The organism is Candidatus Poribacteria bacterium (assembly GCA_021295755.1).
Classification (GTDB): domain Bacteria; phylum Poribacteria; class WGA-4E; order WGA-4E; family PCPOR2b; genus PCPOR2b.
This window is the reverse complement of record JAGWBT010000021.1, coordinates 1-24,256: the sequence shown is the minus strand read 5'-3', so window position 1 is coordinate 24,256 and position 24,256 is coordinate 1. Positions and strand designations below refer to the sequence as shown.

The window sequence follows — 24,256 nt, the reverse complement described above, 5'->3', positions numbered from 1 at the left end:
TATGATATGCTACAAAGCCGAACTTGCAGGGTTGAATATTAAGTTTGTATCTGAAGCCTATACCTCACAAACTTGCCCCCAATGTGGAAACCGAAAGAAGCCTACGAATCGAAACTACAAGTGCAATCATTGTGGCTATCAATACGACCGAGACGGCGTTGGTCCACTCAATATCTACAACAAAGAATCGGGATTCATGTTGAGGCCCGTAGATGGGGTTATTTCCACCCACACCTATGTAAATCTGGCTAACATAGCGGATAAGAATACCAATGCTTCAGCTTTGGGAGTACGTCAAAATGAATAGGGTGATTCATGATTCCCACATTTACACTTCCACTCGGCTTTCTTGCACTTCTGGCAATTCCGGGGCTTGTTGCCATCTATCTGCTACGCACTCGATCGCGACGTTACCCTGTGTCTAGTCTGATGCTTTGGGTGAACCAGCAGCAGGCGCGTCAAGGCGGCTTGCGTGTTGAGCGGTTGCAGACACCGCTGCTATTCTTTCTGGAGTTGCTCGCGATTATACTACTTGCCCTTGCAGTCGCATCCCCAATTATTCGGACGATGCGAGGTGCAATACCACTGATGGTGGTTCTTGATGATTCCTTCTCGATGTTGGCAGGTGTTGATGAGACCCCCAAGAGCCGGGCAATTGTAGCACTTGAGGAGCAATTCCGACGAGTCGGGAGGTTCAATCCCCTCGCCAACCGCCGCTATGCAGTGCGCTACGTACTTGCAGGTACAGAGCCACAGGTACTGAACGAACCGGCGCGAACCGCGGAGGAGGCGATAGCCCAACTGGAAGCGTGGCGATGTCTCTCGCCATCTGCGGATTTAGGTGCAGCGATTAACCTCGCTGCTGAACTTAGTGGACAGAAAACTCTCATACTGGTTCTGACAGATGAGCCTCCACCTCAAATGCTGAAGGAAGACCGAATGCAGTGGTGGGCGTTCGGAATCCCTCACTCCAACATGGCGTTTGTCAATGCGACGCGGACCGTTACCGATTCGGGTGAACGGTGTCTGTTGGAGATAACCAATCTTTCACCACATGTAGACAGCACAGAGTTAATCGTGGAGGTTGATGACGCTGCTTCCCAATCGTCATCTTCACTGCTACATCAATCTGTCCTTGAAATCGATTCACGAGCAACGCGCCGGATTTTTCTGAATCTTCCGCCTAAAACGCCGCCATTCCGAGCAAGGATTGGCGATGATGCCCTTAGGATCGATAACAAGGTGATGCTTTTACCACAACACCGAAAACCGGTGCTTGTAGATGTCCGCATTCAAGAACCAAGACTTCGCTCTCTCGTTGAGAACGCGTTGGCATCAACTGATAGAGTTCTGTCGGCAAAAACAGGACCTGAGTTACTGTTTCTTGATGAGACAACGGTTGCCGATGACTCCGCCGAGGCGTGGTCTATGCGCGTTATCACCGAACCAACGGCATCGGCTTATCTTGGTCCCTTCGTCATTGATTTGACTCACCCTTTGGCCGAAGGGCTTTCGCTCGACGGCGTTGTATGGGGCGCTGGTACGAAGGAGCAGTTTATGGGCACACCGATTATCACCGCCGGAAATGTGCCCTTGTTGACCGACACCGAGCGATTCACAGGAGCCCATGAAATCCGATTGCGCCTACGCCCTGACCTGTCAACACTCCAGAATTCGCCGAATTGGCCCATACTGATGTGGAATCTCCTTCAGTGGCGGGCATCGCAGACACCCGGGTTAGAACGAACTAACCTTCGGTTAGGCGAGGTTGCCGTGCTGACAACCAAGTTGGGCACAACATCTGTGGAAGTAGTTTCACCCGATGGTGGGACGCTTGTGCAGCCTGTACTTGATAGAACGATAAATCTTAAAGCCGGCGCAATCGGTATCTATGAGGTACGTGCAGGACTTGACAAATACGCGTTTTCCTCAAATGCACTCTATCAAGCCGAATCAGACCTTACTAATAAGGCTACGGGACGTTGGGGTGATTGGGGTGACGCGACGCTGCGGTGGTGGGGCTATCAGAGTTTTGCATGGTTCTTCCTACTGCTCGCCATCGGTATTTTAACACTACACCTGTTTTTCGTAAAACGTGAAACGTGAAACCCATTTGTTCACTATCATTAAGGCATTTGGGCTAGCAAGACCAACCTACGGAGCTAAAAAAATGAAAGTTTTCCACTTAAGAACCGAACAGAAAATCGAGAAGTCACAAGACGAGTTATTCAGCTTCTTTTCAAACGCATACAATCTAGCGGAGATAACACCCCCTTGGCTCTATTTCCAGATGCTTACACCCGCTCCCATTGAGATGAAGGTTGGGACGTTGATCGACTATCGTTTGAAATTGCGTGGTATTCCGATTCGCTGGCAAAGCGAGATAACAACTTGGGAGCCACCTCACGCCTTTGTTGATGAACAGCGTCGTGGACCCTACCGCCGCTGGATCCATAAACACACCTTTGTTCCCGTTCCCGATGGTACACTAGTAAGAGATGAGGTAGATTATGCGGTACTTGGCGGTTCGCTTGTGCAGAAGTTTTTTGTCGCCCCAGACATAGAGAAAATTTTTGCCTACCGTACCGCGAAGTTAAAAGAACTCCTCACGTAGTTCCTATAATGAAATTAACCTTTCGGATGCATCACAGCAGTCCAAATTTGGAGGAATGTGTGACCGAGCATTTGACCTCTAAATCACAAACATATAGTGATTGTAATGATAACCTTCTTTACTTGACCGCCACCCCGCACGAGGTAGGGCTTTCGGCGCAGTGGCTTGGGCGTATCTCCTCAACAACGCAAGGGTTCATTGACAATCAGCGGCTCGCCGGCGCGGTCACGCTTGTTGCTCGGCGTGGGAAGGTTGCGCACTTTGAAGCATACGGCATGATGGACATCAAAGCAGACAAGCCGATGCAAAAGGACACAATTTTCCGCATCTACTCGATGACCAAGCCGATCGCTGCCGTGGGTGTGATGATGCTCTGTGAGGAAGGTAGGCTAACGCTCGACGCACCGGCATCAGTATATCTACCCGAATTAAGCGGACTGAAGGTAGCACAGGACCCTGAGGGCGACCTGTTCACGCCGGTCAAGGTTGACCGGGCAATGACCGTTCAGGATCTGATGCAGCACACCGCCGGATTGCCCGGTGCTGCCCGATACATGGGCGGCAATACCGCAGTCGATAAGCTCTATCGTGAGGCAGGCTTACACCGTTTGCACGAGTGCAACCTACGGGAGCTTGTCGAGCGGTTAGGCAGAATCCCGCTATTGTATCAACCGGGAACAAAATGGCACTACAGCATCGCTGCCGATGTCTTAGGACGACTCATCGAAGTTGCTTCCGCTCAACCCTTTGACCAGTTTCTAGCCGAGCGCATTTTTCAGCCGTTGGGCATGGTTGATACCGGATTCTATGTACCAGTGGAGAAGATTGATCGACTAGCGGGTATGTACGGTTCAAAACCGTCGGGAGGCTTACAGACCATTGACGCACCAGAGGGCGGCACCGGACACATATCCAAGGCCAGTTTTATAGAGAAACCAAGATTCCTGTCCGCCGGCGGTGGCTTGGTTTCCACGGCATCGGATTTCGCTCGGTTCTGCCTGATGCTCTCAGGCAAGGGCGCATTGTCCGGGAAACGGTTGATGAAAGCGGAATCCATCGAGCTGATGACCTGCAACCATTTACCCGAAAACTTGATACCGCTCGACAAAAAACCTGAAGATCGTTATGGCGGACTTGGTTTTGGGCTGGGTGTCTCAGTTCGCGTCCAACAGACCGACTGGGTGCCTGCTTCCCAAATCGGTGAGTACGGTTGGATCGGCGGCACTAGTACCGAATTTTGGATCTCGCCGCGGGATGAATTGGTATCAATCACCTTAGCGCAGCACATTCCTTTTTCTGCGTTAAGCCATACAGTTAAGCCGCTAGTCTACGCGGCGATTGTGAAAGATTGACCCATCCGAGCCAAGCCGGGGTGCAGCGAAACATAACACTACACATGGATGTCACCGTCCTTGAAAATGAGATTGATTGGTGGTATACTCATTGTATCTACAATTTGATAGGAGGAAAAATATGGAAACTCGTGTGCGGAAATGGGGCAATAGTTTAGCCCTGCGTATTCCTAAACCGTTTGCTAACCAGATCGGATTAAAACCTAATTCACTAGTCAAATTATCGCTCCGCGGTGCGGAGTTGGTCATTGTACCTGTGAAATCGCCCGGTTTGAAGTTAGATGACCTTTTAGCTCAAGTGACTGAACACAACTTACACGGTGAAGTGGACACTGGACCTGCGGTGGGTGGTGAAGCATGATGAGCTCAGCTGAGTATGTCCCACAGCGCGGTGATGCGATATGGATTAACTTCAATCCGCAAGCGGGACATGAGCAAGCCGGACGGCGACCCGCTGTTGTGCTCTCACCGGGTGGTTATAACGACAAGACCAGTTTGGTGATCCTCTGTCCAATTACCAACCAAGTGAAAGGATATCCCTTTGAGGTTGCTATTCCTGCGGGACTAGATGTGACAGGCGTTATTCTGACAGATCAGGTCAAAAGCATGGATTGGCGAGCGAGAAATGCAGCGTTGATATGCCCTTTGTCCGCGGAAACAGTGGATACCACCTTACAGAGAGTTGGAACACTCATGACAAGGGAAGATGGGACTTGACGATAACACGAAACGTTGTACAACAGTATCGCGTATTTGATAACATAGATTGCGCGGAATTTTAGATCTGTGTCCTTCTTTAATCTATGGCAATCTGTGATTCAGACAATTACGCCTCTTCTTAACTTGAAATAATATCAACCATGACACTCCTCCACCCAATCTGGCTGCTCCTGCTCATTCCCCTGATTATATCCCTGCGTGTGTGGAAACTGCCGTCCCGTCTCTTAGGTGGACTGCGTATAGCGATACTGTTCTTCATCCTATTAGCGATGTGCGGGCTAGCTGTGAAATTGCCGAGTCGGGCGGGGACGATTGTCGTCGTGGCGGACAGAAGCCAGTCGATGCCTCCCGACAGCGTGGCAAAGCAGAAAGAGACGATTGATTTAATCCAAGGTGCCATGAGGAGCGATTCTAACCTTGCTGTCGTTTCCTTTGGTAGAGGTACTGCCGTCGAACAGTCCCCCCAACGTGGCAAATTCACGGGATTCGTTAACGAAGTTTACGGGGACGCTTCCGACCTAAATGGTGCCATTGAGAAAGCGATGGCACTCATCCCACAAGACGCGCCCGGTAGAGTGCTACTGCTCTCTGATGGAAGGTGGACGGGAAAAGACCCATCGGGGATAGCGGCTCAAGCTGCAGCGCGGGGGCTCTCCCTCGATTACCGCCTCATGCAGCGGGCTTCTACCAATGATGTCGCCATTTCCCATATAGATGCACCGGAGACCGTCAACCCCGGCGAATCCTTCATGCTTGCGGCGTGGATACACGCGCCGGTGCCAGCCGAGATCTCATACGAACTACTCCGCGGGAATCAGCGCTTGGCCGCTGGCACACGAAAATTGTCAGCCGGGTTGAGTCGGCTCATCTTTCGAGACAAGGCGATACAACCGGGAACACATCGATATACCGTGCGGATAGTGGGGACTGAAACCGATCCGGTGCCAGAGAATAACACAGCAAAGATTCTGGTAGGTATTGAGGGATTTCGTCCGATTCTGCACGTCACTAATGCTTCCGATTCCGGGCTAGCCCGTCTGCTACAGGCAGGAGGATTGGATGTAGAAACCGCTCCCCCATCGGCACACCGTTGGTCGCTTGATGAGTTGTCGGGATATTCTGCTGTGTTAATTGAGAATGTGCTGGCAGATGAAGTTGGACGCCAAGGTATGGAGAACCTCGCCTCTTGGGTGAGAGAGACCGGGGCAGGGTTCATGATGACAGGCGGAAAACACGCTTACGGACCAGGCGGCTATTTCCGTTCACCGCTTGAACCGATTATGCCGGTCTCAATGGAGTTGCGGCGAGAACACCGGAAGCTGTCGCTCGCTATCGTAGTTGCAATGGACAGGTCTGGCAGCATGTCAATGTCTGTGGGCGGCGGGAGAACAAAAATGCAACTTGCGAACCTCGCCACGGCAGAGGTATTTGATATGCTCTCGCCGATGGATGAATTTGGTGTGGTTGCAGTCGATAGCTCACCCCACATCATTGCAGACCTCGCGCCGGTTGCCAATAAATCGCACGTCCGGAACGACATTCTGAGAATCGACTCCCGAGGCGGCGGGATCTTCGTCTACGAAGCACTTTCAACCGCAGCTAAGATGCTCCTGAATGCCCAAGCCGGCACCCGGCACATCATTCTCTTTGCAGACGCTGCCGACTCGGAAGAACCCGGACGATACCGCGAGCTGCTTGAGGAATGCCGAAAAGCCAACATCACTGTCAGTGTCGTCGGACTCGGCACACCCAGTGACGTTGATGCCGAACTGCTCCGCGATATTGCCTACCGCGGCAACGGGCGTTGTTTTTTTACCAAAAATGCTCAAGAGTTACCACGTCTGTTTGCTCAAGATACCTTCGTTGTGGCGCGCAGTACATTTATTGATGAGCCAACCGCGGTGCGGGCGACGGGGGGTATGGTCTCCCTGACCGGCAGACAATATGAGATACCGTCTCCGATTGGTGGCTACAATCTCTGCTACCTCCGGCCAGATGCAAACCTCGCGACCGTGACAGTGGACGAGTACGAAGCACCGATTGTGGCAGCGTGGCAGGCAGGGATTGGACGAGTGCTCTGCTATACAGGTGAAGCGGATGGGGCTCATACGGGGCCCATTGCGGATTGGGTAGAGGTTGGTAATTTTCTCACGAGTTTGGTGCGCTGGACGGCAGGCGATGCAGCGAATCTGCCCGGAGAGATGTTGTTGACGCAGAGAATCAGAGATGGAATCAATGTGGTGCAACTACATCTTGATCCAGAACGGGAGGGAGAGGTCTTCAGAGAGCTGCCTACTGTGAAGGTGCTCCGTGGTGTTGTTGGGGAAACGCCGTCTGTCGATGAAACCAAGCTGTCTTGGGCATCTGCTGATACCCTCGCCGTCGATATCCCAATCCACGGTAGTGAAACAGTACTGACAACAGTGGAGATACCGGGGGGCGGAAATATATCGTTGCCCCCTGTCTGTCTACCGTATTCACCAGAGTTCAAGCCCGCTCAAGCAGAATCAGGGCTAGCGACGCTGGAACGACTTGCGAAAGCTACCGGCGGGAAACAACGAATTAATCTAGGAGAAATCTGGGACGACCAGCCACGGCAGCCTCGGCTGATATCACTCCAACCGTGGCTATTGATCGCTGCACTCCTCCTGCTACTTTTCGAAATCTTGGAGCGGCGCACAGGGTTGCTATCCATGAGGCATGGGCAGCAGTTGGTAGAATCGGTGTCACAACGCATACCGAGGAAAGAGCGGGCAGTGGCTCAAGTTGCTGTACCGCCTTCCGAAGAGGAAATGAAACCGTCCACACCGGAAGAACCGGACAAACCTGAGGTGCCTTCCGATCGGGATGGGATGCTCAGCGCTTTAAGTCAGGCGCGAAGACGCGCTAGCGGGCGGACAGGACGCGAGAGGTAAGGTGTATTTGACATTTCTCTGCTTATCCTGAAAAATAAGAAGGTAATCAAAACTGTATGAATGAAAGTTACCGACAATATCTCATAGATGGTGAACGTGCCGGTGCACGATACGCTTTGACAGCACCGCGCAATGTCCCCTTCGGGATTGCCGGCAGTCAAATGGGGAAACGTCCGGGCAGTTCACTGGAATTTATCGACCACCGCGAATACCAACCGGGCGACGACCTACGCCGAATTGACTGGAGCAGTTTCGCGCGGAGCGATAAATTAACCGTCAAATTATACCGGGACGAAGTCAGTCCACATCTGGATGTCGTCATCGACGGTTCACGCTCCATGGCACTCGAAGATAGCCCCAAGGCACAAGCGACGCTCGGGTTAGCGGCAGTCTTTGCGACTGCCGCATCAAATGTCGGATACGCTCACACCGCTTGGGTCGCGGGTGATGGTTGTCGGCAAGTGGGCAATGGTACAGACCGTCCGTCAATTTGGGACGAGATTGATTTTGCGTACCGTGGAGATCTGTCAACCTCATTTGTCAAGCTGCCTCCATCATGGCGTCCGTTTGGGTTGCGCGTGCTGCTCAGTGACCTGCTCTGGCCCGAAGATCCATTAACAGTATTGGCTCAATTTGCCGAGCGAGCGACAGCGGTTGTTGTGGTGCAGGTCTTGGCGAAGGCTGATGCGAATCCGACCGAACGTGGGAACATCCGACTCATTGACTCAGAGACGGAAGCGGTGCAGGAAATCTTTTTGGATCCCGTCGCCGAAAAACGGTATCGTGATGCGCTTGCCTGTCATCAGGAAAGTTGGCATCTGGCTGCGAAACAGACGGGAGCGATTATGACAACGGTTGTCGCGGAGCAAATATTGAGCGACTGGCGATTGGAGGCGTTAGTTGCGGCGGAGGTGCTTAGTATCACGTGAGCAGGACGGATCGTAACCCAGTGAGAATTGTCTTCGGCTTGTGTGGAGTAAAGCTATCATAGAACAATCTAAATGGTACGACGTGCATGTGGCTACGGCTGTTTCTGCCTTGAGACAAGGAACTTTTATTGCGGAAATTGACAAGGAAAAGCTTGAGGACATCTTTTTTCTAAAAAAATGTAATTTTCCACTTAACGAATATCCCTAAAGGTTGGCAAACAGCGAATATATTGTGTATAATATAAATTGTGTGCCTGTATGTTGTGTCTAGTATAGGTATGCAATCCGACTGCCCACGCTAGTGGGAATGGGAGGATTAGGCCCTTATCCATTAATGACGTTAAATCAGATGGTTTGCGATTTGCTGCTTATAAAGGCAGCTACTAACCATTACCCGAACCAAGGAGGTTCTTTGATGAAACGGTTGAAGCAACACAGTGTTTTGTTCACGGTCCTAGTTACCGTTTTGTACGTCGCTGCGGTGTCGGTACAAGCCGCAACCTTGAGTGTCACGGTGATGGATGCCCAAACCGGTGAAAAACTGAACGATATTTCCGTTACTGTCATGTCACAAACCGGTACTTTCAATGAAAGTCTTAGCTATTCATCCGGTATGCTTAAAATTGCGGATTTGGATGCTGGTGTCTACACGATAACCGCATCTGCCCCCGGTTATGCCGATAAGATAATGGCAAACGTTGAGATAGTCGCCAATGGAACCACATCGGTGGAGATCGCACTCTCCTCAGAGATTATTGAACTTGATCAAGTCTCCGTTTCGGCATCGCGCCGCAGGGAGAAGGTACTTGAAGCCCCGGCGTCGGTCGCCGTTGTTAGTGCCTCACAAATCCGAGACCGTGTTGCACCAAGTGTTACCGAACACTTGAAATCGGTGCGTGGTGTGGACGTTGTGAATACTGGAATAGGTACATCACAGGTTGTCGTCCGCGGTTTCAACAACGTTTTTTCGGGTACACTGCTGTCGCTCGTTGACAACCGCATTGCTCGTGTTCCCTCTCTACGGCTCAATGCCTACACCCTCATCCCAACCTCAAGCGAGGATATTGAACAGATTGAAGTGGTATCAGGGCCCGGTTCAGCGTTGTACGGTCCAAACAGTGCCAACGGCGTCATGCACATCCTCACCCGCTCGCCATTTACCTCTCAAGGAACGACGGTCAGCATTGGCGGCGGTGAGCAGAGTATGATGCTCGGATCACTTCGACATGCCGGCGTTATTAATGAAACCCTCGGCTATAAACTTTCAGTCAACGGTTTCCGAGGAAATGATTGGGAAGAGGGACGGTCAACAGAAGACCTCAAGGGGCCGGGCAAACCGATTTTCGATACATACAGAGCGGGAGGCGAAGCTCGTGTGGATTATAAGCCCAACGATGATCTGACGACGATTCTTGCCAGCGGTTTCACACAAACCACCGGTACGGAACTGACTGGGCTCGGTGCCGGTCAAGCCCAAAACTGGACTTACGGTTACGTCCAAGGGCGGTTCATCTATAAAGACCTCTTTGCACAAGCCTTCTGGAATCGTAGTGATGCGGGGGATACCTATACCCTGCGGGACGGCCTACCAGTCGTCGATAATTCCGATCTATACGTCGGGCAGATTCAACACGGTTACAGCCTTGGAGAACGTCAACGCTTTACCTACGGTGCAGATCTGTTGCTGACCCGTCCCGATACCGAAGGGACAATCAATGGTCGCAATGAGGACGACGACAACATCACTGAAATTGGTGCGTACTTGCAGTCGGAAACCAAACTCACTTCGCAGTTAAAGTTCATCCTCGCCGGACGGGCTGACAGCCACAACCACCTCGACGATCTAGTCCTTTCACCGCGTGCCGCACTTGCCTTCCAACCGAACGACGACCATAACTTGAGGCTCACCTATAACCGTGCTTTCAGTACCCCCGGAACCTCCAACCTTTTCCTCGACCGGCTGGCAGCCAAAGATGCGTTTGAGTTAGAGGCGGCATTTCAACCTCTACTCGGTTTCGGTCCCAGTACCGATATATGGGCACAGGGGGTCAGCGGCGGCTTCACCTTCAAGCGGGATGCAAATGGGCGTCCGCAGTTTCGCTCACCCTTCTCACCGATCGCAGAGTTGCCTCCAGAGACCTACATTCCGCTCGATGATCCTGTTTTTACCAATGTCATGTGGAACGTCGGGCGGGGTGCTGTCATGAGTGGCGTGCAGCCGGTTTTTGAAGCAGCCGTAAAGCAGACCATACAGCAAACTTTCACCCCTCAAGCATTGCCTCAGGTTATTGCAGGGCTGCCTCCAGAGACACTTCAAGGAGTGGCGACACAAGCGATTGCAACGCTCTCACCACAAGTGCTGCAAGGATTACCCCCAGAATTTGCCCCATTGCTTCAGCCGGGCGCGATTGCTGCGCTGCCACCTGAACAGCTTCAGCAGATAGTGCCACAAGTGCTTCAAGTGCTGCCACCGGAGGTGGTACAAGGTCTCGCAGCCTCCCTTGCAGCATCCACAGAGGAAGAAATCCTTAATGGATTTGCTAGCCTCATCCCGGAGCAGGTAGACGGGGTGAAAAATGTCCTACGCACCCTTAACCCAGAGACAGCCGAATTTACTGATATTGAAGATGTCAGTAACGTTGACCCGCTTAGGCGAACGATAACACAAACGTATGAATTCGGTTACAAAGGGATTCTCATGAACAAGTTGGCTTTCTCTGCCGATGTCTATCACACAAGGATTAAGGATTTCATCGGTCCCTTGGTTGTTGAAACCCCGAATGTGTTCTTAGACGCGGAGACATTAAGCGCCTTCCTCGGACAGCACTTCACAGCGGCGTTAAGCGATCCCAAAAATGCGACACTCAATCAGGCGTTGCTTGCGTTTGATGCGCCCGCTCAGGGGGGTAACGGAAACGGCTCGGCTGTTGATGAGCTGACAAAGTTGTTCGTGGCTGGCACCGAGAACAACGGTCCCGCTTTTATCCCCTTTGGCACGGTGACACCCGAGCAAGTGTCAGATCCAACCGCAGTTATGTTGACCTATCGCAACTATGGTGATATCTCGCTTAACGGGCTGGATTGCAGCCTGACCTATTACCTCAATCCGAGTTTGAGTATCGGTGGGAATTATTCGTTTGTCGACAAAGACTTATTCGAGACCGAGGTCACAAACAGGAACATCGCCCTGAACGCGCCTAAGAATAAATTCGGGGTAAACGTTCAATACATCAACACCAATCTGGGGTTGGGGGCGGGGGGCCGGGTGAATTTTGTGGCTGGCTTCCCTGTCAATTCGGGAGTTTACATCGGTGAGGTCGAACCGTATTCTACGATTGACGTAAACGTGGGGTATGACATACCGTTCGCGACGAGCCCCCGCCTGTCCCTGACAGTCCAAAATCTGTTGAATACTATGTATCAACCGTTTATTGGTGCTCCGGAAATTGGTCGTTTGTCTCTGGTGCGCCTGACGCAAACGTTCTAATCAATCGGGTTGTGTAGTAGGTCGAGATTCATATCTCGACGAAATACTTAAAAAAACGCCTTGATATCACCACTCATCTGACTTTGGAACGATCCGAGTCGTGATGATTGAATCGGGGCGTTTTTTTATGCCGTGCTTAGAGATTCCGGTCGAGCTGTAGTGCGAGCCAGTAGGGGTAGGTCTCATCACGGTACACGAGTTCAAGGTTTACCTTCCGAACCTCACTTGGCTGAGGCACGACGCCCGGAGGCTTCTCGCTGGCGGGCTTCAGCGTGAAGGTCAGCGTGTTGCACCCTTTTTTCAGCAGTTCCGGTGGCACCGCTGCCTCTAGGTGACAACCGGGTTTGTCCTCCGGATGGTCTGTGATTGTAAGGGGTGTTGTGATGGATTGTTCAGGCTCAACAGCGACCTCTTGACCGTTGATATGCAACTCAATATCGTCCGGCGTCATGAGTTCCGTGATGTTGAGGAGCAACCTCGCACATACCGGCTGACCTCCAGCAAGTGTGGCCGCAAGGTCATCGGGAACGTCAATCTCCATCTCAGCTTTGCCACCCTTGCTGTGGTATCCCAACGCTAACGGTAGCGATAGCTGGTAAACAAAGACCTTGTTGGCATAACGGAGTCGCTCCGGATCGCCCAGTTCCCGGTAAACCTCCCATTGCAAGTTAAAGAAGCGGATTACGTAGTCGTAGAAGAAGATGCCGTCTGCCCCCTGTTCGTAGAGCCGGTGGGCAATTCCCCGGTGTTCGAGATGCTGCGTTAGATGTGCGGGGTAGCCGTTTATCAATCCACCTCGGCGGAACTTGAAAAAGCCGGGTTTGCCCGCTCCTGCCACGAGGCGACAATTGGTTCCCTCAACTGCCCGGTGCCATGCTGAGATGTCCATCTCATAGAAACTAATCGTGCGACAATGCGCAATCAGCACGTCTAGCAAACCCTCTTGGATCCACGTGCGTATATCCAGTCCCTCGCCAAAATGGCATTCGATATCATCTTCTTGGCTTTCGTGCAACTCCGTCCTTCCTGCCTCGGGAGTCAGTTCCAGTCCTTTCTCCTTCCAGATCGAGTCTCGTGAGTATAGCTGTGCGGAAAGCCCAAGGTACTTGCCCTTCTTTTTACCTACCTCGTCTAGCATCCTCCGGACTTCCCGCACATGCTGGTTCATGATCTCACGCCCTTGCGCCTCTTCCCCTACGTTGAAATATGGACCGATACGGGTGTAGTCTAGGTCAAGTCCGTCAATATCATAATTTTCCGCAACCTCACGCAAGAATTCCAGATTCTGTGCAGCAATCTCCGGATTACTCCAATCGTAGGTTGGGGACACTTGGGCATCGCGTTTCGATTTCAGGCGTAGTTGTGGATTCTCTCTGTAGAACTTGGTCTGATATCTTTCAAATTCGAGCACCCTGTATGTATGATGACCGTCGTTCATACGGCGACTGCCCCAAGCTTGAATACCACAGCAGTGGCACTCGTCAACAAATACAGCCATGGGATCCATACCCGCCTCGACCCAAGCGTGCTGCGTTTCCCACATTTCAAGGACATCGGATTTCTGGAAAGCTCTGATCACACCGAGGCACCGCTGCAGGATTCCTACGTGCGACCCCTCAAAACACTGAACAAGAGAGCGAATTTGCCGCTCAGCCTGCTCAGGGCTACAGGGAGTCTCCCCGGCATCGTAGGTCGCAATGAGTCGCTGGCGCTCCCGTAAGGGAATTAGCCCTTGACGATTTAGCATGGACGCCTCCTTTACACGTTCCAATCCAATTTAGATACTACTCGTTCAAAATACCGATTAACTCACGGCTGGAAACCCACTGCCAACGAGGGGTTCACCACTGTTGACTTCGATAGTTGGGACGAGGCAATGGTGCCCGGCTTGTGCATCGTTGAAACAGACCTCTTGGGCGTAGTAAATTATCACAAAGGCGCGACGTTGCCGATTGGTCGTATTCTGCGGGGTTGCATGGAAGTTCAGGCAGTGGTGAAACATACATTCACCCGTTGAAAGTTCCACAGGCACGCCGAAACTGGCAGGATGTTCCTCCATTTTCGCTCGCTCGGTCTTGAGGGTCGGATCTTTTGATGACGCCTCTTCCTCTCTCTTCTTCGCTTCCGGGGAGAAGCGGGGGTCTCGGTGGCTGCCCGGAACCACGTGCATACAACCGTTCTCCACAGTGGCATCATCAAGGGCAAGCCAGCAGCTAAGGATTTGTGGTGCAGAGAGGGGCCAGCCGTAGAAATCTTGGTGGAACCGGAAATGACCATTGTCCTGTGGTGGTTTGGAGATAATGTGGTCATGCCACAGACGTACCTCCGGCGTCTTCAATAGCGTCTTAGCGATTCCAGTTATCAGCGGGTGCCGGACCGTTTTTTCGTACTCCTTATCTCGCTTCCACATATTGACATACTGGGTGAGGACTCGTGGCTCCTCCTCGGTGTCTTTGATTTTACGGCGGTGTCCGACGCTGAACTCGGGGGATGAATCATCACCTCCTTCTAATTCAATATCAACAATCCGATTCAACCCATCAATAAGTGCTTTGATCTCGGTCTGTTCTAAAACCTTTCCATATCTAAGATAACCGTTCTCATCAAAAAATTTTGCTTGCTCTTCGGTAACCATTTTTTCCCTCCGGTCTCTGTTTGCTCGTGCCTCGGATAAACTGGTGAAATCAACACTACTTTTGTCGAGACGGGGTGATTGTATCACACTTCTTGCAAGTTGTAAATACCGGACGTTTTTCCGTAGTTCAGGCAGGATGCCCCACCTACAAAGCCCCAGCGGGGCGACATGTGGATAGCGTCTCTATTGCAGACACTCGAAAGTTTGACAGCTTGCCGAAGGTGACATATAATAGAACGAACCGATAGAAGTAAACTGGAGTTGATTGGGAACGACGTTATTTCCAATAATAATATAGTGTGAGAACGGAGGAAAATCATGGTACAGAAGAGGGTACTCGTTACTGGGATGAGTGGATTAATTGGCGGCCTCGTGCGAGAACGCATAGAGGGCAAGTGTATCTTGAGCGCACTGAATCGTCGTCCGGTAGAGGGAGTCGAATGCCATCAAGCGGATATCGATGACTTAGACGCCATTCGACCTGCTTTTGAGGGGATTGATGTGGTTGTGCATCTAGCTGCGATGGCGCAACCGTCGGGCATGACATGGGAAGAATTGTTGAGCGCAAATATCATAGGGTGCTACAACGTTTTTGAGGCATCACGACAGGCGGGTGTTAAGCGAATCGTTTTCGCTAGCAGCGGAGCAACCGTCCGAAATTGGGATCGCGTGTTTCCCTACAACGCAATTGTTGCAGGACGTTATGATGAGGTCCCTGAGACCTGGAAGAAGGTAGATCACGAAACGCCGACGTGGCCCGGGGGACTCTATGGCTGCACGAAGGTTTTTGGCGAAGCGTTGGCGAGGCATTTTACGGACACTTGTGACATCTCGATAATCAGTCTACGCATCGGTGCGGTCACCCATGCAAACCGTCCGACAGACACTCGTGGTTTTTCTGTCTGGTGTAGTCAACGGGACGTTGCACAGATGATCGAAAAGTGCATTGAAGCACCTGACAGCGTGAAGTTCGATATTTTCGAGGTTGTGTCGGATAACAAGTGGGCTTATCGTGATATTTCACATGCCCGTGAGGTGGTTGGATATGCGCCTGAGGACGCAGCAGAAGATTATCGCTAGTCGAGGGCTTCTGTGTGTAGGGAACAACGATCGTTGTTCCCTACGAATGATAAGGGAGGAAGCGGTAAACACTCATTCAAATTGCTTTGTTCCCCACGATTTGCCATAAAAGCCGGTCAAGTATTGACTCAGCGATATAATCCCAACAGCTTGCCCCCCTGTAATCCTAGTATCGCCTGGATCCCCCGCACGCCCAACAAGATATACTTTCCCTTCAGACGCAAGGAACACCACGCAGAGCTTCGGATAAAATGTCAGGAAATCGCTGACCTTCGGTAAATCAGAAGACTGATGGGGTATACCGACGAAGGTCAAGCCACGCTGTAGGGAGAAGGTCGTCGACAGAGGTAAACCGACTAGACTAACGGTTAGCGGCGCGTTCATGTACACGGCTACACCTTGATTCGTACTAAGTGCTTGCTCTGAATCGCTAAAAACCTCTATCCAGCGGTCGCCATCGTAGATATACATGTGGGCAGGCATGAGGGCTTGGAACAGATTGCCTACCGTTTCAATGCCCATAGACTCACCATTCACCTGCGTGACCTCAAGGGGAATGTGAACAAAATTCCAGCCGGCATAGAGATCTAGTTCAAACTCATAACTTCCCTACGATAATACGCCCTATATTAGAAGATACACAAAAAAGTCAAAAAAAATACCCCAGTCTCTGATAGGTAGTTATCTGCGTGCAGCTAAGCTAAATCGCTACTTATCAGAAATTGGGGTGTTTTTTGATGTAATATATTACTTTCTCAGGACTGACGCAAATTTGGTACACGGGGGTAGATTTTTGATTTTTAACCCCCTAAATCCCCCCCCGATTTCATCGGGATGTGCCCCTTATCAGGGGGACTTATGAACGCGCTGCGTAAGTCCTAAATATAGATATAGTGAAACCCACACACGCAATCCAACCGACGATCAAGTGTTGGGTAGGCACAAGACCTCCCCCTACAGATTTGTGAGATTTCAAGCTAATGGCCAGATGGTTTGTACGTCCCGATACATCGAGGATTCTCGTGCCGTTCCGCCTGTCCCGATCTATCGGGGAGCATTCCGATAAAATTGGAACTTGTAGGATCTCACGCATCACGTTTCGCGTTCTACGCTTTTTTACCGGTATCGCTCCACATCGGTGGGTTCAATTATCTCCTCACTCAAGGAAATATTCAATTTCTTCACCCACTCCAGGATCTGCTGATAAGTCGTATCTGGCACATCAATGCCATGGGTCAGACGCTGGATACGAGAACGGTGCTCGTAATCACCGGGAACCAACACCTCATCAAAGCCGGGCGCGGATGGTATCGATTTAATACCATCGAGAAACGCACGCACACCTTGTTGGTACGTCTCCAACGGAGTAAATGCGTTGACATTCAACACCTGCATAAACTGTCCACCCATTGCGCCACGTCCAACATCGAAATTTCCACTCAATCCACCTAGCAGACACATGAGTAACGAGAACGCGTAGCCCTTGTGTTTGCCAAACGGCAGCAAAAATCCACCGTCATAGAAATCCGGTGTTTTGACGCTAGGATTGCCATCTTTATCCACAATGCAGCCTTCGGGTAAATCAACACCCCGGCTTTGGGCAAACATAATCTTCCCGCCGGCGATCATACTTGTTGCAAAGTCGATGACAAATGGCGCATCATCGCCGGTAGGGACACCGACGGAAATGGGATTGGTACCAAGAGCCCCACTGGCTCCACCAAAGGGGACGATATTCCCACCATCCTTCACACCGTTGCCATTGGTCGTGATGCCAATGCACCCCGCTTGGGCGGCTTGCTCTGCGTATTCGCCAAGCCGACCGATATGCCCGGTGTGTATGAGAGTCACACTACAGGTGTCAGCCTCTCTCGCCTTCTCGATTGCCCGTTCCATCGCTATTCGCGCGGTATGGTGCCCGAAACCGTTTCCGCCATCAACGCGCAGGGTATTAGTAGTTTCATCGATAAAATCTGGTTCAGCGGCAGGTTGCGTCCTACCGTCTTCGATACTTTGCAGATAGCTCGGAATGCGGATCACGCCGTGCGAGTCGTGTCCGGCGAGGTTTGCATTCACCAAAATCTCCGCCACATTTTCCGCGATGTGACGAGGCGTATCCGCCGCCATAAACACCTCTCGCGTCATCGCGTGTAGGTAGCTCGCCTTAAAGGAATGCGTTGTACCCATAATTCTGCCTCCTTTTTCATATTGCTTATCTCATCTATTGCGGATTAATCGGATGAAACCCTATAGAATTGAAGTGCATTGTCCCGGAACAACTTTCTCAACTCATCATCTGAACAACCGCTGACCGCCCACTCTAAGGTCTCGACCCATCTCGGATATTCGGTCGCCTGCGCTGCCACGGGCCAATCACTGCCGTAGATCGCACGATCAAATCCGAAGCACTCCACTACATGATCTATATAGGGCTTCAGATCATCTCGTGTCCATGTCTCAAAATCGGCTTCAGTTACAAGACCGGAGACCTTACAAAAGACGTTGGGGAATTCAGATAGCTCTTTCAGCTCGCGTTTCCACGGCTCAAAGAGTTGATCTTTTATGTTCGGTTTGCCGATATGGTCTAATATAAACTGAATGTTCGGACACTGCTTGACGAATTGGATGGTATTGGCAAGGTGCCGATGGTAAATACAAATATCAAAACTCAAGCCGAATTCCTCAAGCGATTGAACACCTCTGATAAAATCGGACTGCACACAGAATTCGAGGCTTTCTGATTGAATCAGACGACGAATCCCTTTTACCATCGGATTTTCAGCTAGTTGCTCAAGAAGCGGTCTCGCACCGTCCCCTTTCTCAAGTGGTGCCCCTGCCACAATCCCCCTGATTCGAGGGTCTTCTTTCGACAACGATGTGATCCACTCTGCCTCTTTGAAATTTTCGTCGGGATGGGGATCGCATTGCACAAAGATCATTGTTCCGACATCGACCGTCCCGCAAGCGTGTCGATAATCCTCTAGCAAATAGGGTTTGTTCAGGAATGGAACATCTTGAAGCCACGGGTATCTCAGAACACTCGGATCCCAGAGATGAATGTGTGTATCAACGATTGGAAAATCAGGCATACTATCACTCCTTGATTAGTCTTCTAATGTTTGAATTGTGTATTCTTGGATTTATCGGATTTTTGTGCCGATCTTGTTTTGCCCTCAGTCAAAAAGATTGTAACATACATGACGAAAAAGGCAACGGAAATTTTCGGTTGACAAGCTAGAGGGCTGGTGCTATTATGTCGCGGAGATAACCTTGATTTTGCGAGCACTAAATTACCAGCAGTAGAGAGGGAAAACATGGGAACAAATTCGACCGATTCGATTCAGGGAACATCGCGCAAACGAATACCAATTATCACCAAGGTGCTCCTGGTTCTTCTCGTGCTTCTACTTATTTTCTTTTTTTTGCAGTGGTATTTGATAACAGAGCTGTTCAGTTTTGCCGCAGATCTCATGAAGGCTCAACTGATACAGCAAGCACCTGATGGTGTCGATGCAGAAGCGATCAGGGCGACGTTCAATCGAGTTGAACAAGCGATGCAGGCTATGCCGTTAAGCTATCTACGGGGACAGGTGCGTTTGAGGAAAGTCAGAATTGCGATAGATTATGCGTCGAAGGCGAACAAGGATGGACTGTGGAGTGCGGAAGAGATCAATACGCTGCTAAAAATGACGGATGCCGCTGTGGGATACAAAGGAAAGGAACAGTAGCGGATGAAAGAATTGTCAGACCCTTACGAAAAATTTGCGTATCCCTATGACCGCATGATGGCGAATGTTAACTATGTTCGCTGGGCAAGCTATATAGAGGACCTCTTCAAGCACTATAAATCCGAGCCGCGGAAGATCTTAGAGGTTGCCTGTGGCACAGGGGCATTGACGGTGCTGATGGAGGAACGCGGCTACGAAATGTGTGGTTTAGACCGCGCCGAGGGAATGTTGACAGTTGCGCGCCAAAAGGCGGAGGAACGTTGGCTAGATATCCCATTTATTCGGGGCGATATGCGCGATTTCGACCTTCAGGAGCAGTTTGATGCCGTGCTTTGTATCTACGATAGTATCAACTATGCGGTTGATGAAGCCGAGCTTGAGGCGGTTTTCCGGGCAATTTCAAAGCATTTAGTTCCGTCCGGGTTGTTTATCTTTGATGTTACCACGGAGCGGAATATCGTTCAGCACTTCCATGGGCAGACATTTTCGGAGAACCATCCTGACTACTCCTATACGTGGAAGAATATGTACACCTATCACGATAAGATTTGCCGAACAGCACTCACCTTCTTTATTCGAGAAAGAGATCTATTTCGCCGCTATGAAGAGGTTCACGTTCAGAAAATCTTTGAGGTCAGCACCGTCAAAAAGTTGTTGAAACAGACCGGATACAAAATGCTCAGTGCGTATGATATGTACACATTTAGCCGGTGGAATCGACACTCCGATCGGATTAATTTTACCGCGCGTAAGGAGGAGGCATGAAGATGACCGAGGAGAAGGCAGCCATGACCGTAAAATCGGCGCTGTTACACTTGGAAATCAATGGCTGGTGCGTGGTTGAAGACGTCATTCCTGAAGATAAGGTGGGGGCGATACGTGGAAGCGTTGAGAAAACAGTCGAGGCACACGGAACTTACACCGGTGTCGAAGGCGTGGGGACTCGGAAAGGCTTGCTAGCATTCAATCAGTCGTTCGCACCTTACCTCGCTGACAAGCGCGTTTTAGGGATCGCCGAGGCGTTATTCGGACCACATGTGCGTATCTCTTTTACAACGGCACATATCAACTACCCCGGCAATGTACGTGGCGCACTACACTCGGATTGGCCCTTCAATCAAAACAACGCCGGACATATACCCGCCCCTTACCCTGATGCGGTCATACATCTGACCACGTTGTGGATGCTCTCGCCATTTACACATGAAACCGGCGGCACATTGGTTGTGCCGGGCAGCCATCGGTCCTCAAATAATCCATCGGGCGACAACGGTGTTGATCCACTGGAACCTTATCCTACCGAGATGCAGGCGACGGGCGCTGCAGGGAGTGTGTTGATACTTGATAGCCGGACATGGCATGCGACCGCACTCAACAAAACCGATAAGCCACGCGTTGGGATGGCGGTGCGCTATGCGCCGTGGTGGCTCAATCTTGACGTATTGATGCCTGGCTCAGATGAACGGGCTCGCATAGTGGATGAAACGGGGGGAAATGAAAATGAGGTTGCAGCAGTTTCCCCGGCGATTTACGAAGCACTACCAGCGGATGTCAAACCGCTTTATCGGCATTGGGTAAGGTAACAGGGGGAGACACCTTCACTCCGCATTCAGAGCTTCTATCGCCTCTTCTTCACTATCAAATGGTTCAAATTGGTCGACCAGTTTGCTCCGAATCATAAGGTTTTGGATGTTCGTCCCGACGTTGATGATCGCAACTAACCCACCCTTTTGTTCGACGGATACGTATGCCCCCGTTAAGGCCCCAAGTCCTGAACTTCCCATGATTGTGACATGGGCGAAGTCTACCAAGAATTTGGGGGTTCCAGTACAACTGGCGATCTGTTCATCAAATGCTCTTTTGAATTCAAGGGCGGCGGGTCCAAAAATCTTACCGCTCAATTCCAAAATCGTAACACCTTCTCGATGGCGAATATTAACTGCCATAAATTTCTCCTAATATGGCATGAGTTGTATTGGCTATGAATAGCTAGGTATAGCTGCTTTTAAGGCTTCTGCGCCCGGTAATCCGGACGCAGAAGGTATAACGCTGATGTTCTAAAGTTGGGTTACAAATGGGCAGGCTATTCGCTGGCACTAGACCGCAGCAAGTGAGCCCCTAACGCACCGTTCAATAACGGGTGTAAAGCGTCAAAGAGAATCCATACTAGTGATCGAACGTCGGCACTGACGGCGGTAAAATCTTGCCCGGCACCGCTAATGCCAAACCAGTTCCAAAAGAAGAGTATGGCTGAAAACAGGAATCCGTAGAATAACACGTTGGCAGCTACGAACTCTTGCCCACTCGCACTCTCGCCGGCGCGGCTCATGCGAATGTAGCTGAATATCAATCCCAGTATTATCGAGATAACAGAGAGCCAGTTAATCCAATCCCAAGCACTGCTGTAAGGTTGAGCATCGCTGGAAGTGTGGTAAAGCGGCTCGATAACTGCGTGGATGGCAACTATTGCCGCGATCAGGATCAGAACAACACCTATAACTCGCTTTAAGGCTTCCATAGAAAAATTCTCCTTTGCCCTTATCGGGTTAGTTAAATCCTGCCCAAAAAAACGAATTTGGGAATCTCATTTCATCTACGCCTTATAGAATTACCTTCTATGCTAACCGCGATTTTAACCGCTCTCTTAAGAGGCTTGGATCGGTGTATCTCTACTGGATGACCGACCGAGGAGTCGCTTCAAGGCGTGTGACTTTGATCTGCGAACGATCCATCATATCAGGAATTTTGGGAGCGATCTCATTTTTCCAAGTGTCGCTTTCATAGACAGCTTCATACAACTGTTCCCGCTGCGCCTCACTCTCAAATCGGCGAATCCAAACGTACAGATCCTTTTCTTCCTCGCCGACAAAGCTTCCCAAAATTACCATCCCTTTCGAGACCTGAAAGGGGATAATCACCTCCTCCATATAATTAACCCAGTTCTCCTCCTGCCCGGGTCTCATTCGATACTGCCGAAGCTCAAAAAACATAACAATCTCCTTGCATGTTATGGATCACGTATGTGCCCTCATGTGGTGCTGTCGGTAAATTATCTTTGCCTGTTATTGTGACCTATCAAGGCTAACGGACATCAACCTCTATCAATAGTATACCAGTTTTTCATTGCAATGTGTAAAAAAAATCCCGACTCAATGGAGCAGCGAATCTTTCGCAATTGAACGTGAAATGGGCATAAAAAAAGCCCGAGCGTATCACTCGGGCTGTAATGAAGGTTGATTCAATTATTCAGGGTAAGCCGTTGCAAGGGCTATCACCGCATACGAAGTGACTAGCACCGGATCGCGTTCCATCCAACGACTGCTCTCATTGACCCAAAAGCCTTCAGGGGTTTGTTCGTCAATCAGTTTTTCGGCGAGTTCTCTGTACCAATCGTGAGAAACCCCTTTCGCATCGACAATGGTGGATTCTCCATAAGTCTTTAGCGCCTTTGCCATCGTATGGTAGTTGTAGAAAAGCCCTTGCTGTTCCATCCCGTAATTTTCTTCGACCGTGAAATGTTTCGTGATCCAATCCACAGCGCCTTGTACACGGGGATCATCTTTGGCAACATCGGCGTAGATAAAACTCAACAATCCAGCATAGGTCATGCTGGCATAGGATCGGTGATCCCCCGCCTTACTCTCGCCGTCGGGGGCATAGATAAAGCCACCGTCATCCCCTGCCCAATCTTGGTCGTTGGTTTCGCTGCGATTCTGGGTTCTTTCAAGGAATTTAACCGCTTTATCCCACACCGCTGGATCATCGGATCCGCTCTCCTTGAGTGCCTGTATAGCGAAACTCATATTGGATAGATCGTGAACGCTTTCCCGGCTCCCGTAACCGATCCCCCCAAAATAGACATCGCTTTCATCTGTCACCTGAAGGCTTTTGATGAATCCTTGCGCTTTGGCTATTGCCATGTCGTATTCCGGATTATTTGCGGACGAAAGCGCCATGAGCGAAACAGAGGTATTATAATTCGGCAAGGCGGGTTGCATTTCAACGTTATAAATCCCACCGTCGGGCTGCTGTGTCGCCAGCAAGACTTTGATGGCTTTCTGGATGAAAGGGTTATCCGCTTCCGCATATTGGTTCTGTGGGTGGCGCAGGAAGGCTGTGACTGCCAATCCGGTTATACCGGGGTGATGCCTAAACAATCCATTATCCTCCTGCTGCGTTTTCATCCATTTCAATCCTCGATTGATTGCCTCTAGTACTCTCGGATTCAGGTCTTGGTAATCAGATCCTTTATGGCTATCCCCATAAAGGGGCTGGCTCAAGAGGAGGAGCGCGAATAAAACGATTGTGTATTTGTGTCCATTTGTTAATTTCATATCGTATGATCTCCGTTATGTTTGAGTGATGAACGAGCGAATTTTGTATCAGCGCACCTGAATTTGAGCAAATTCTGTGCCAATTGCCAAACCCCATATCTATTGAATTTTGCAGGGATATCCTTCGTCCTAGTGTTCAATAAATGGACAGAGGTGTTCATGAAATGGTCAATTTCTAAACCTACCCTTGAATCAAATCCAAAATAAACGGCGTGTCGAAAAAATTTACAAAAGTAGCATAAAAGTAAAATTTTTCAATTGACAAGGGTGAAAGTAAGTGACATCATCTACTATGTGAAATTCAGTGGAAATTTGAGGCACCTCTGAAGTCTATAATATTGTGGCTCATGTAAAAAGAAAGTGCAAAGCGCGAAAATAAACCGTAGGGGTGGGGTTCTCCCGCCCCGTACCAAGTTACTGTTGCATGCTTTCTTAACATGAGCCAATATTATTTGTCTGGAG

General features: G+C 50.4%; 21 protein-coding genes and 1 pseudogene. 13 read left to right on the top strand and 9 right to left on the bottom strand.

The window, feature by feature from the left end; all coding sequences use genetic code 11:
* The 9 genes and pseudogenes from J4G02_04420 to J4G02_04380 all read left to right on the top strand — a co-directional run bounded on the left by J4G02_04420 (position 1) and on the right by J4G02_04380 (position 12,017).
* Positions 1-229: pseudogene (locus tag J4G02_04420) on the top strand (transposase).
* 86 nt (positions 230-315) lie between these two features.
* Positions 316-2,106 carry a VWA domain-containing protein gene (locus J4G02_04415; GenBank protein ID MCE2393830.1) on the top strand — a complete coding sequence of 597 codons (1,791 nt, stop codon included), beginning with the start codon at positions 316-318 and terminating at the stop codon, positions 2,104-2,106.
* Between the two features lie 64 nt (positions 2,107-2,170).
* Positions 2,171-2,614 (top strand): SRPBCC family protein, encoded by a 444-nt coding sequence (locus J4G02_04410; protein MCE2393829.1) that lies wholly within the window; start codon positions 2,171-2,173, stop codon positions 2,612-2,614.
* Between the two features lie 8 nt (positions 2,615-2,622).
* Complete coding sequence (locus tag J4G02_04405; GenBank protein ID MCE2393828.1) at positions 2,623-3,966, top strand: beta-lactamase family protein; 1,344 nt, start codon at positions 2,623-2,625, stop codon at positions 3,964-3,966.
* 121 nt (positions 3,967-4,087) lie between these two features.
* On the top strand, positions 4,088-4,327 hold the full coding sequence (locus J4G02_04400) for an AbrB/MazE/SpoVT family DNA-binding domain-containing protein (GenBank protein ID MCE2393827.1): 240 nt from the start codon (positions 4,088-4,090) through the stop codon (positions 4,325-4,327).
* Positions 4,327-4,683 (top strand): endoribonuclease MazF, encoded by a 357-nt coding sequence (gene mazF / locus J4G02_04395; GenBank protein ID MCE2393826.1) that lies wholly within the window; start codon positions 4,327-4,329, stop codon positions 4,681-4,683. Before J4G02_04400 ends, mazF begins: the two co-directional genes overlap by 1 nt.
* 143 nt (positions 4,684-4,826) lie before the next feature.
* A complete protein-coding gene (locus J4G02_04390; protein ID MCE2393825.1) occupies positions 4,827-7,601 on the top strand; it encodes a VWA domain-containing protein in 2,775 nt (924 codons plus the stop codon).
* A 56-nt stretch (positions 7,602-7,657) separates the two neighbouring features.
* Positions 7,658-8,530 carry a DUF58 domain-containing protein gene (locus J4G02_04385; GenBank protein MCE2393824.1) on the top strand — a complete coding sequence of 291 codons (873 nt, stop codon included), beginning with the start codon at positions 7,658-7,660 and terminating at the stop codon, positions 8,528-8,530.
* A gap of 415 nt (positions 8,531-8,945) precedes the next feature.
* Positions 8,946-12,017 carry a TonB-dependent receptor gene (locus J4G02_04380; protein MCE2393823.1) on the top strand — a complete coding sequence of 1,024 codons (3,072 nt, stop codon included), beginning with the start codon at positions 8,946-8,948 and terminating at the stop codon, positions 12,015-12,017.
* 136 nt (positions 12,018-12,153) lie between these two features.
* Here J4G02_04380 and J4G02_04375 read toward each other — a convergent pair whose 3' ends face one another.
* Together J4G02_04375 and J4G02_04370 are read right to left on the bottom strand one after the other, a co-directional pair.
* Positions 12,154-13,764: a hypothetical protein gene (locus tag J4G02_04375; protein MCE2393822.1), complete on the bottom strand. Its 1,611-nt coding sequence runs from the start codon at positions 13,762-13,764 to the stop codon at positions 12,154-12,156.
* A gap of 57 nt (positions 13,765-13,821) precedes the next feature.
* Positions 13,822-14,652 (bottom strand): phytanoyl-CoA dioxygenase family protein, encoded by an 831-nt coding sequence (locus tag J4G02_04370; GenBank protein MCE2393821.1) that lies wholly within the window; start codon positions 14,650-14,652, stop codon positions 13,822-13,824.
* A gap of 318 nt (positions 14,653-14,970) precedes the next feature.
* Here J4G02_04370 and J4G02_04365 point away from each other — a divergent pair, with 318 nt between their 5' ends.
* The gene (locus tag J4G02_04365; protein ID MCE2393820.1) at positions 14,971-15,732 is read left to right on the top strand and encodes an NAD(P)-dependent oxidoreductase; all 762 of its coding nucleotides are present in this window, start codon (positions 14,971-14,973) and stop codon (positions 15,730-15,732) included.
* Positions 15,733-15,804: 72 nt separating this feature from the next.
* Here the strand turns inward: J4G02_04365 and J4G02_04360 are convergent, their stop codons facing one another.
* From J4G02_04360 to J4G02_04350, 3 genes are all read right to left on the bottom strand, one after another.
* Complete coding sequence (locus J4G02_04360) at positions 15,805-16,254, bottom strand: hypothetical protein (protein MCE2393819.1); 450 nt, start codon at positions 16,252-16,254, stop codon at positions 15,805-15,807.
* Between the two features lie 594 nt (positions 16,255-16,848).
* Positions 16,849-17,919: an Ldh family oxidoreductase gene (locus tag J4G02_04355; protein ID MCE2393818.1), complete on the bottom strand. Its 1,071-nt coding sequence runs from the start codon at positions 17,917-17,919 to the stop codon at positions 16,849-16,851.
* Between the two features lie 44 nt (positions 17,920-17,963).
* The gene (locus J4G02_04350; GenBank protein MCE2393817.1) at positions 17,964-18,821 is read right to left on the bottom strand and encodes an amidohydrolase family protein; all 858 of its coding nucleotides are present in this window, start codon (positions 18,819-18,821) and stop codon (positions 17,964-17,966) included.
* Positions 18,822-19,046: 225 nt separating this feature from the next.
* On the opposite strand from J4G02_04350, the gene J4G02_04345 reads away from it, so the two are divergent.
* The 3 genes from J4G02_04345 to J4G02_04335 are packed head-to-tail and all read left to right on the top strand — an operon-like array spanning position 19,047 to position 21,043.
* Positions 19,047-19,460 carry a hypothetical protein gene (locus J4G02_04345; GenBank protein MCE2393816.1) on the top strand — a complete coding sequence of 138 codons (414 nt, stop codon included), beginning with the start codon at positions 19,047-19,049 and terminating at the stop codon, positions 19,458-19,460.
* Between the two features lie 3 nt (positions 19,461-19,463).
* Complete coding sequence (locus J4G02_04340; GenBank protein ID MCE2393815.1) at positions 19,464-20,225, top strand: class I SAM-dependent methyltransferase; 762 nt, start codon at positions 19,464-19,466, stop codon at positions 20,223-20,225.
* Entirely contained in the window at positions 20,222-21,043 is an 822-nt protein-coding gene (locus tag J4G02_04335) for a phytanoyl-CoA dioxygenase family protein (protein MCE2393814.1), read from the top strand. The genes J4G02_04340 and J4G02_04335 overlap by 4 nt, the downstream gene beginning before the upstream one ends.
* 15 nt (positions 21,044-21,058) lie before the next feature.
* On the opposite strand, the gene J4G02_04330 is transcribed toward J4G02_04335, so the two are convergent.
* The 4 genes from J4G02_04330 to J4G02_04315 form a co-directional block, all read right to left on the bottom strand.
* Positions 21,059-21,406, bottom strand: coding sequence for an STAS domain-containing protein (locus tag J4G02_04330; protein MCE2393813.1), 348 nt, complete (start codon positions 21,404-21,406; stop codon positions 21,059-21,061).
* A gap of 137 nt (positions 21,407-21,543) precedes the next feature.
* Positions 21,544-21,978: a hypothetical protein gene (locus J4G02_04325; protein MCE2393812.1), complete on the bottom strand. Its 435-nt coding sequence runs from the start codon at positions 21,976-21,978 to the stop codon at positions 21,544-21,546.
* 151 nt (positions 21,979-22,129) lie between these two features.
* Positions 22,130-22,450 (bottom strand): NIPSNAP family protein, encoded by a 321-nt coding sequence (locus tag J4G02_04320; GenBank protein ID MCE2393811.1) that lies wholly within the window; start codon positions 22,448-22,450, stop codon positions 22,130-22,132.
* A 252-nt stretch (positions 22,451-22,702) separates the two neighbouring features.
* Entirely contained in the window at positions 22,703-23,794 is a 1,092-nt protein-coding gene (locus J4G02_04315) for a terpene cyclase/mutase family protein (protein ID MCE2393810.1), read from the bottom strand.
* Positions 23,795-24,256 lie beyond the last annotated feature (462 nt).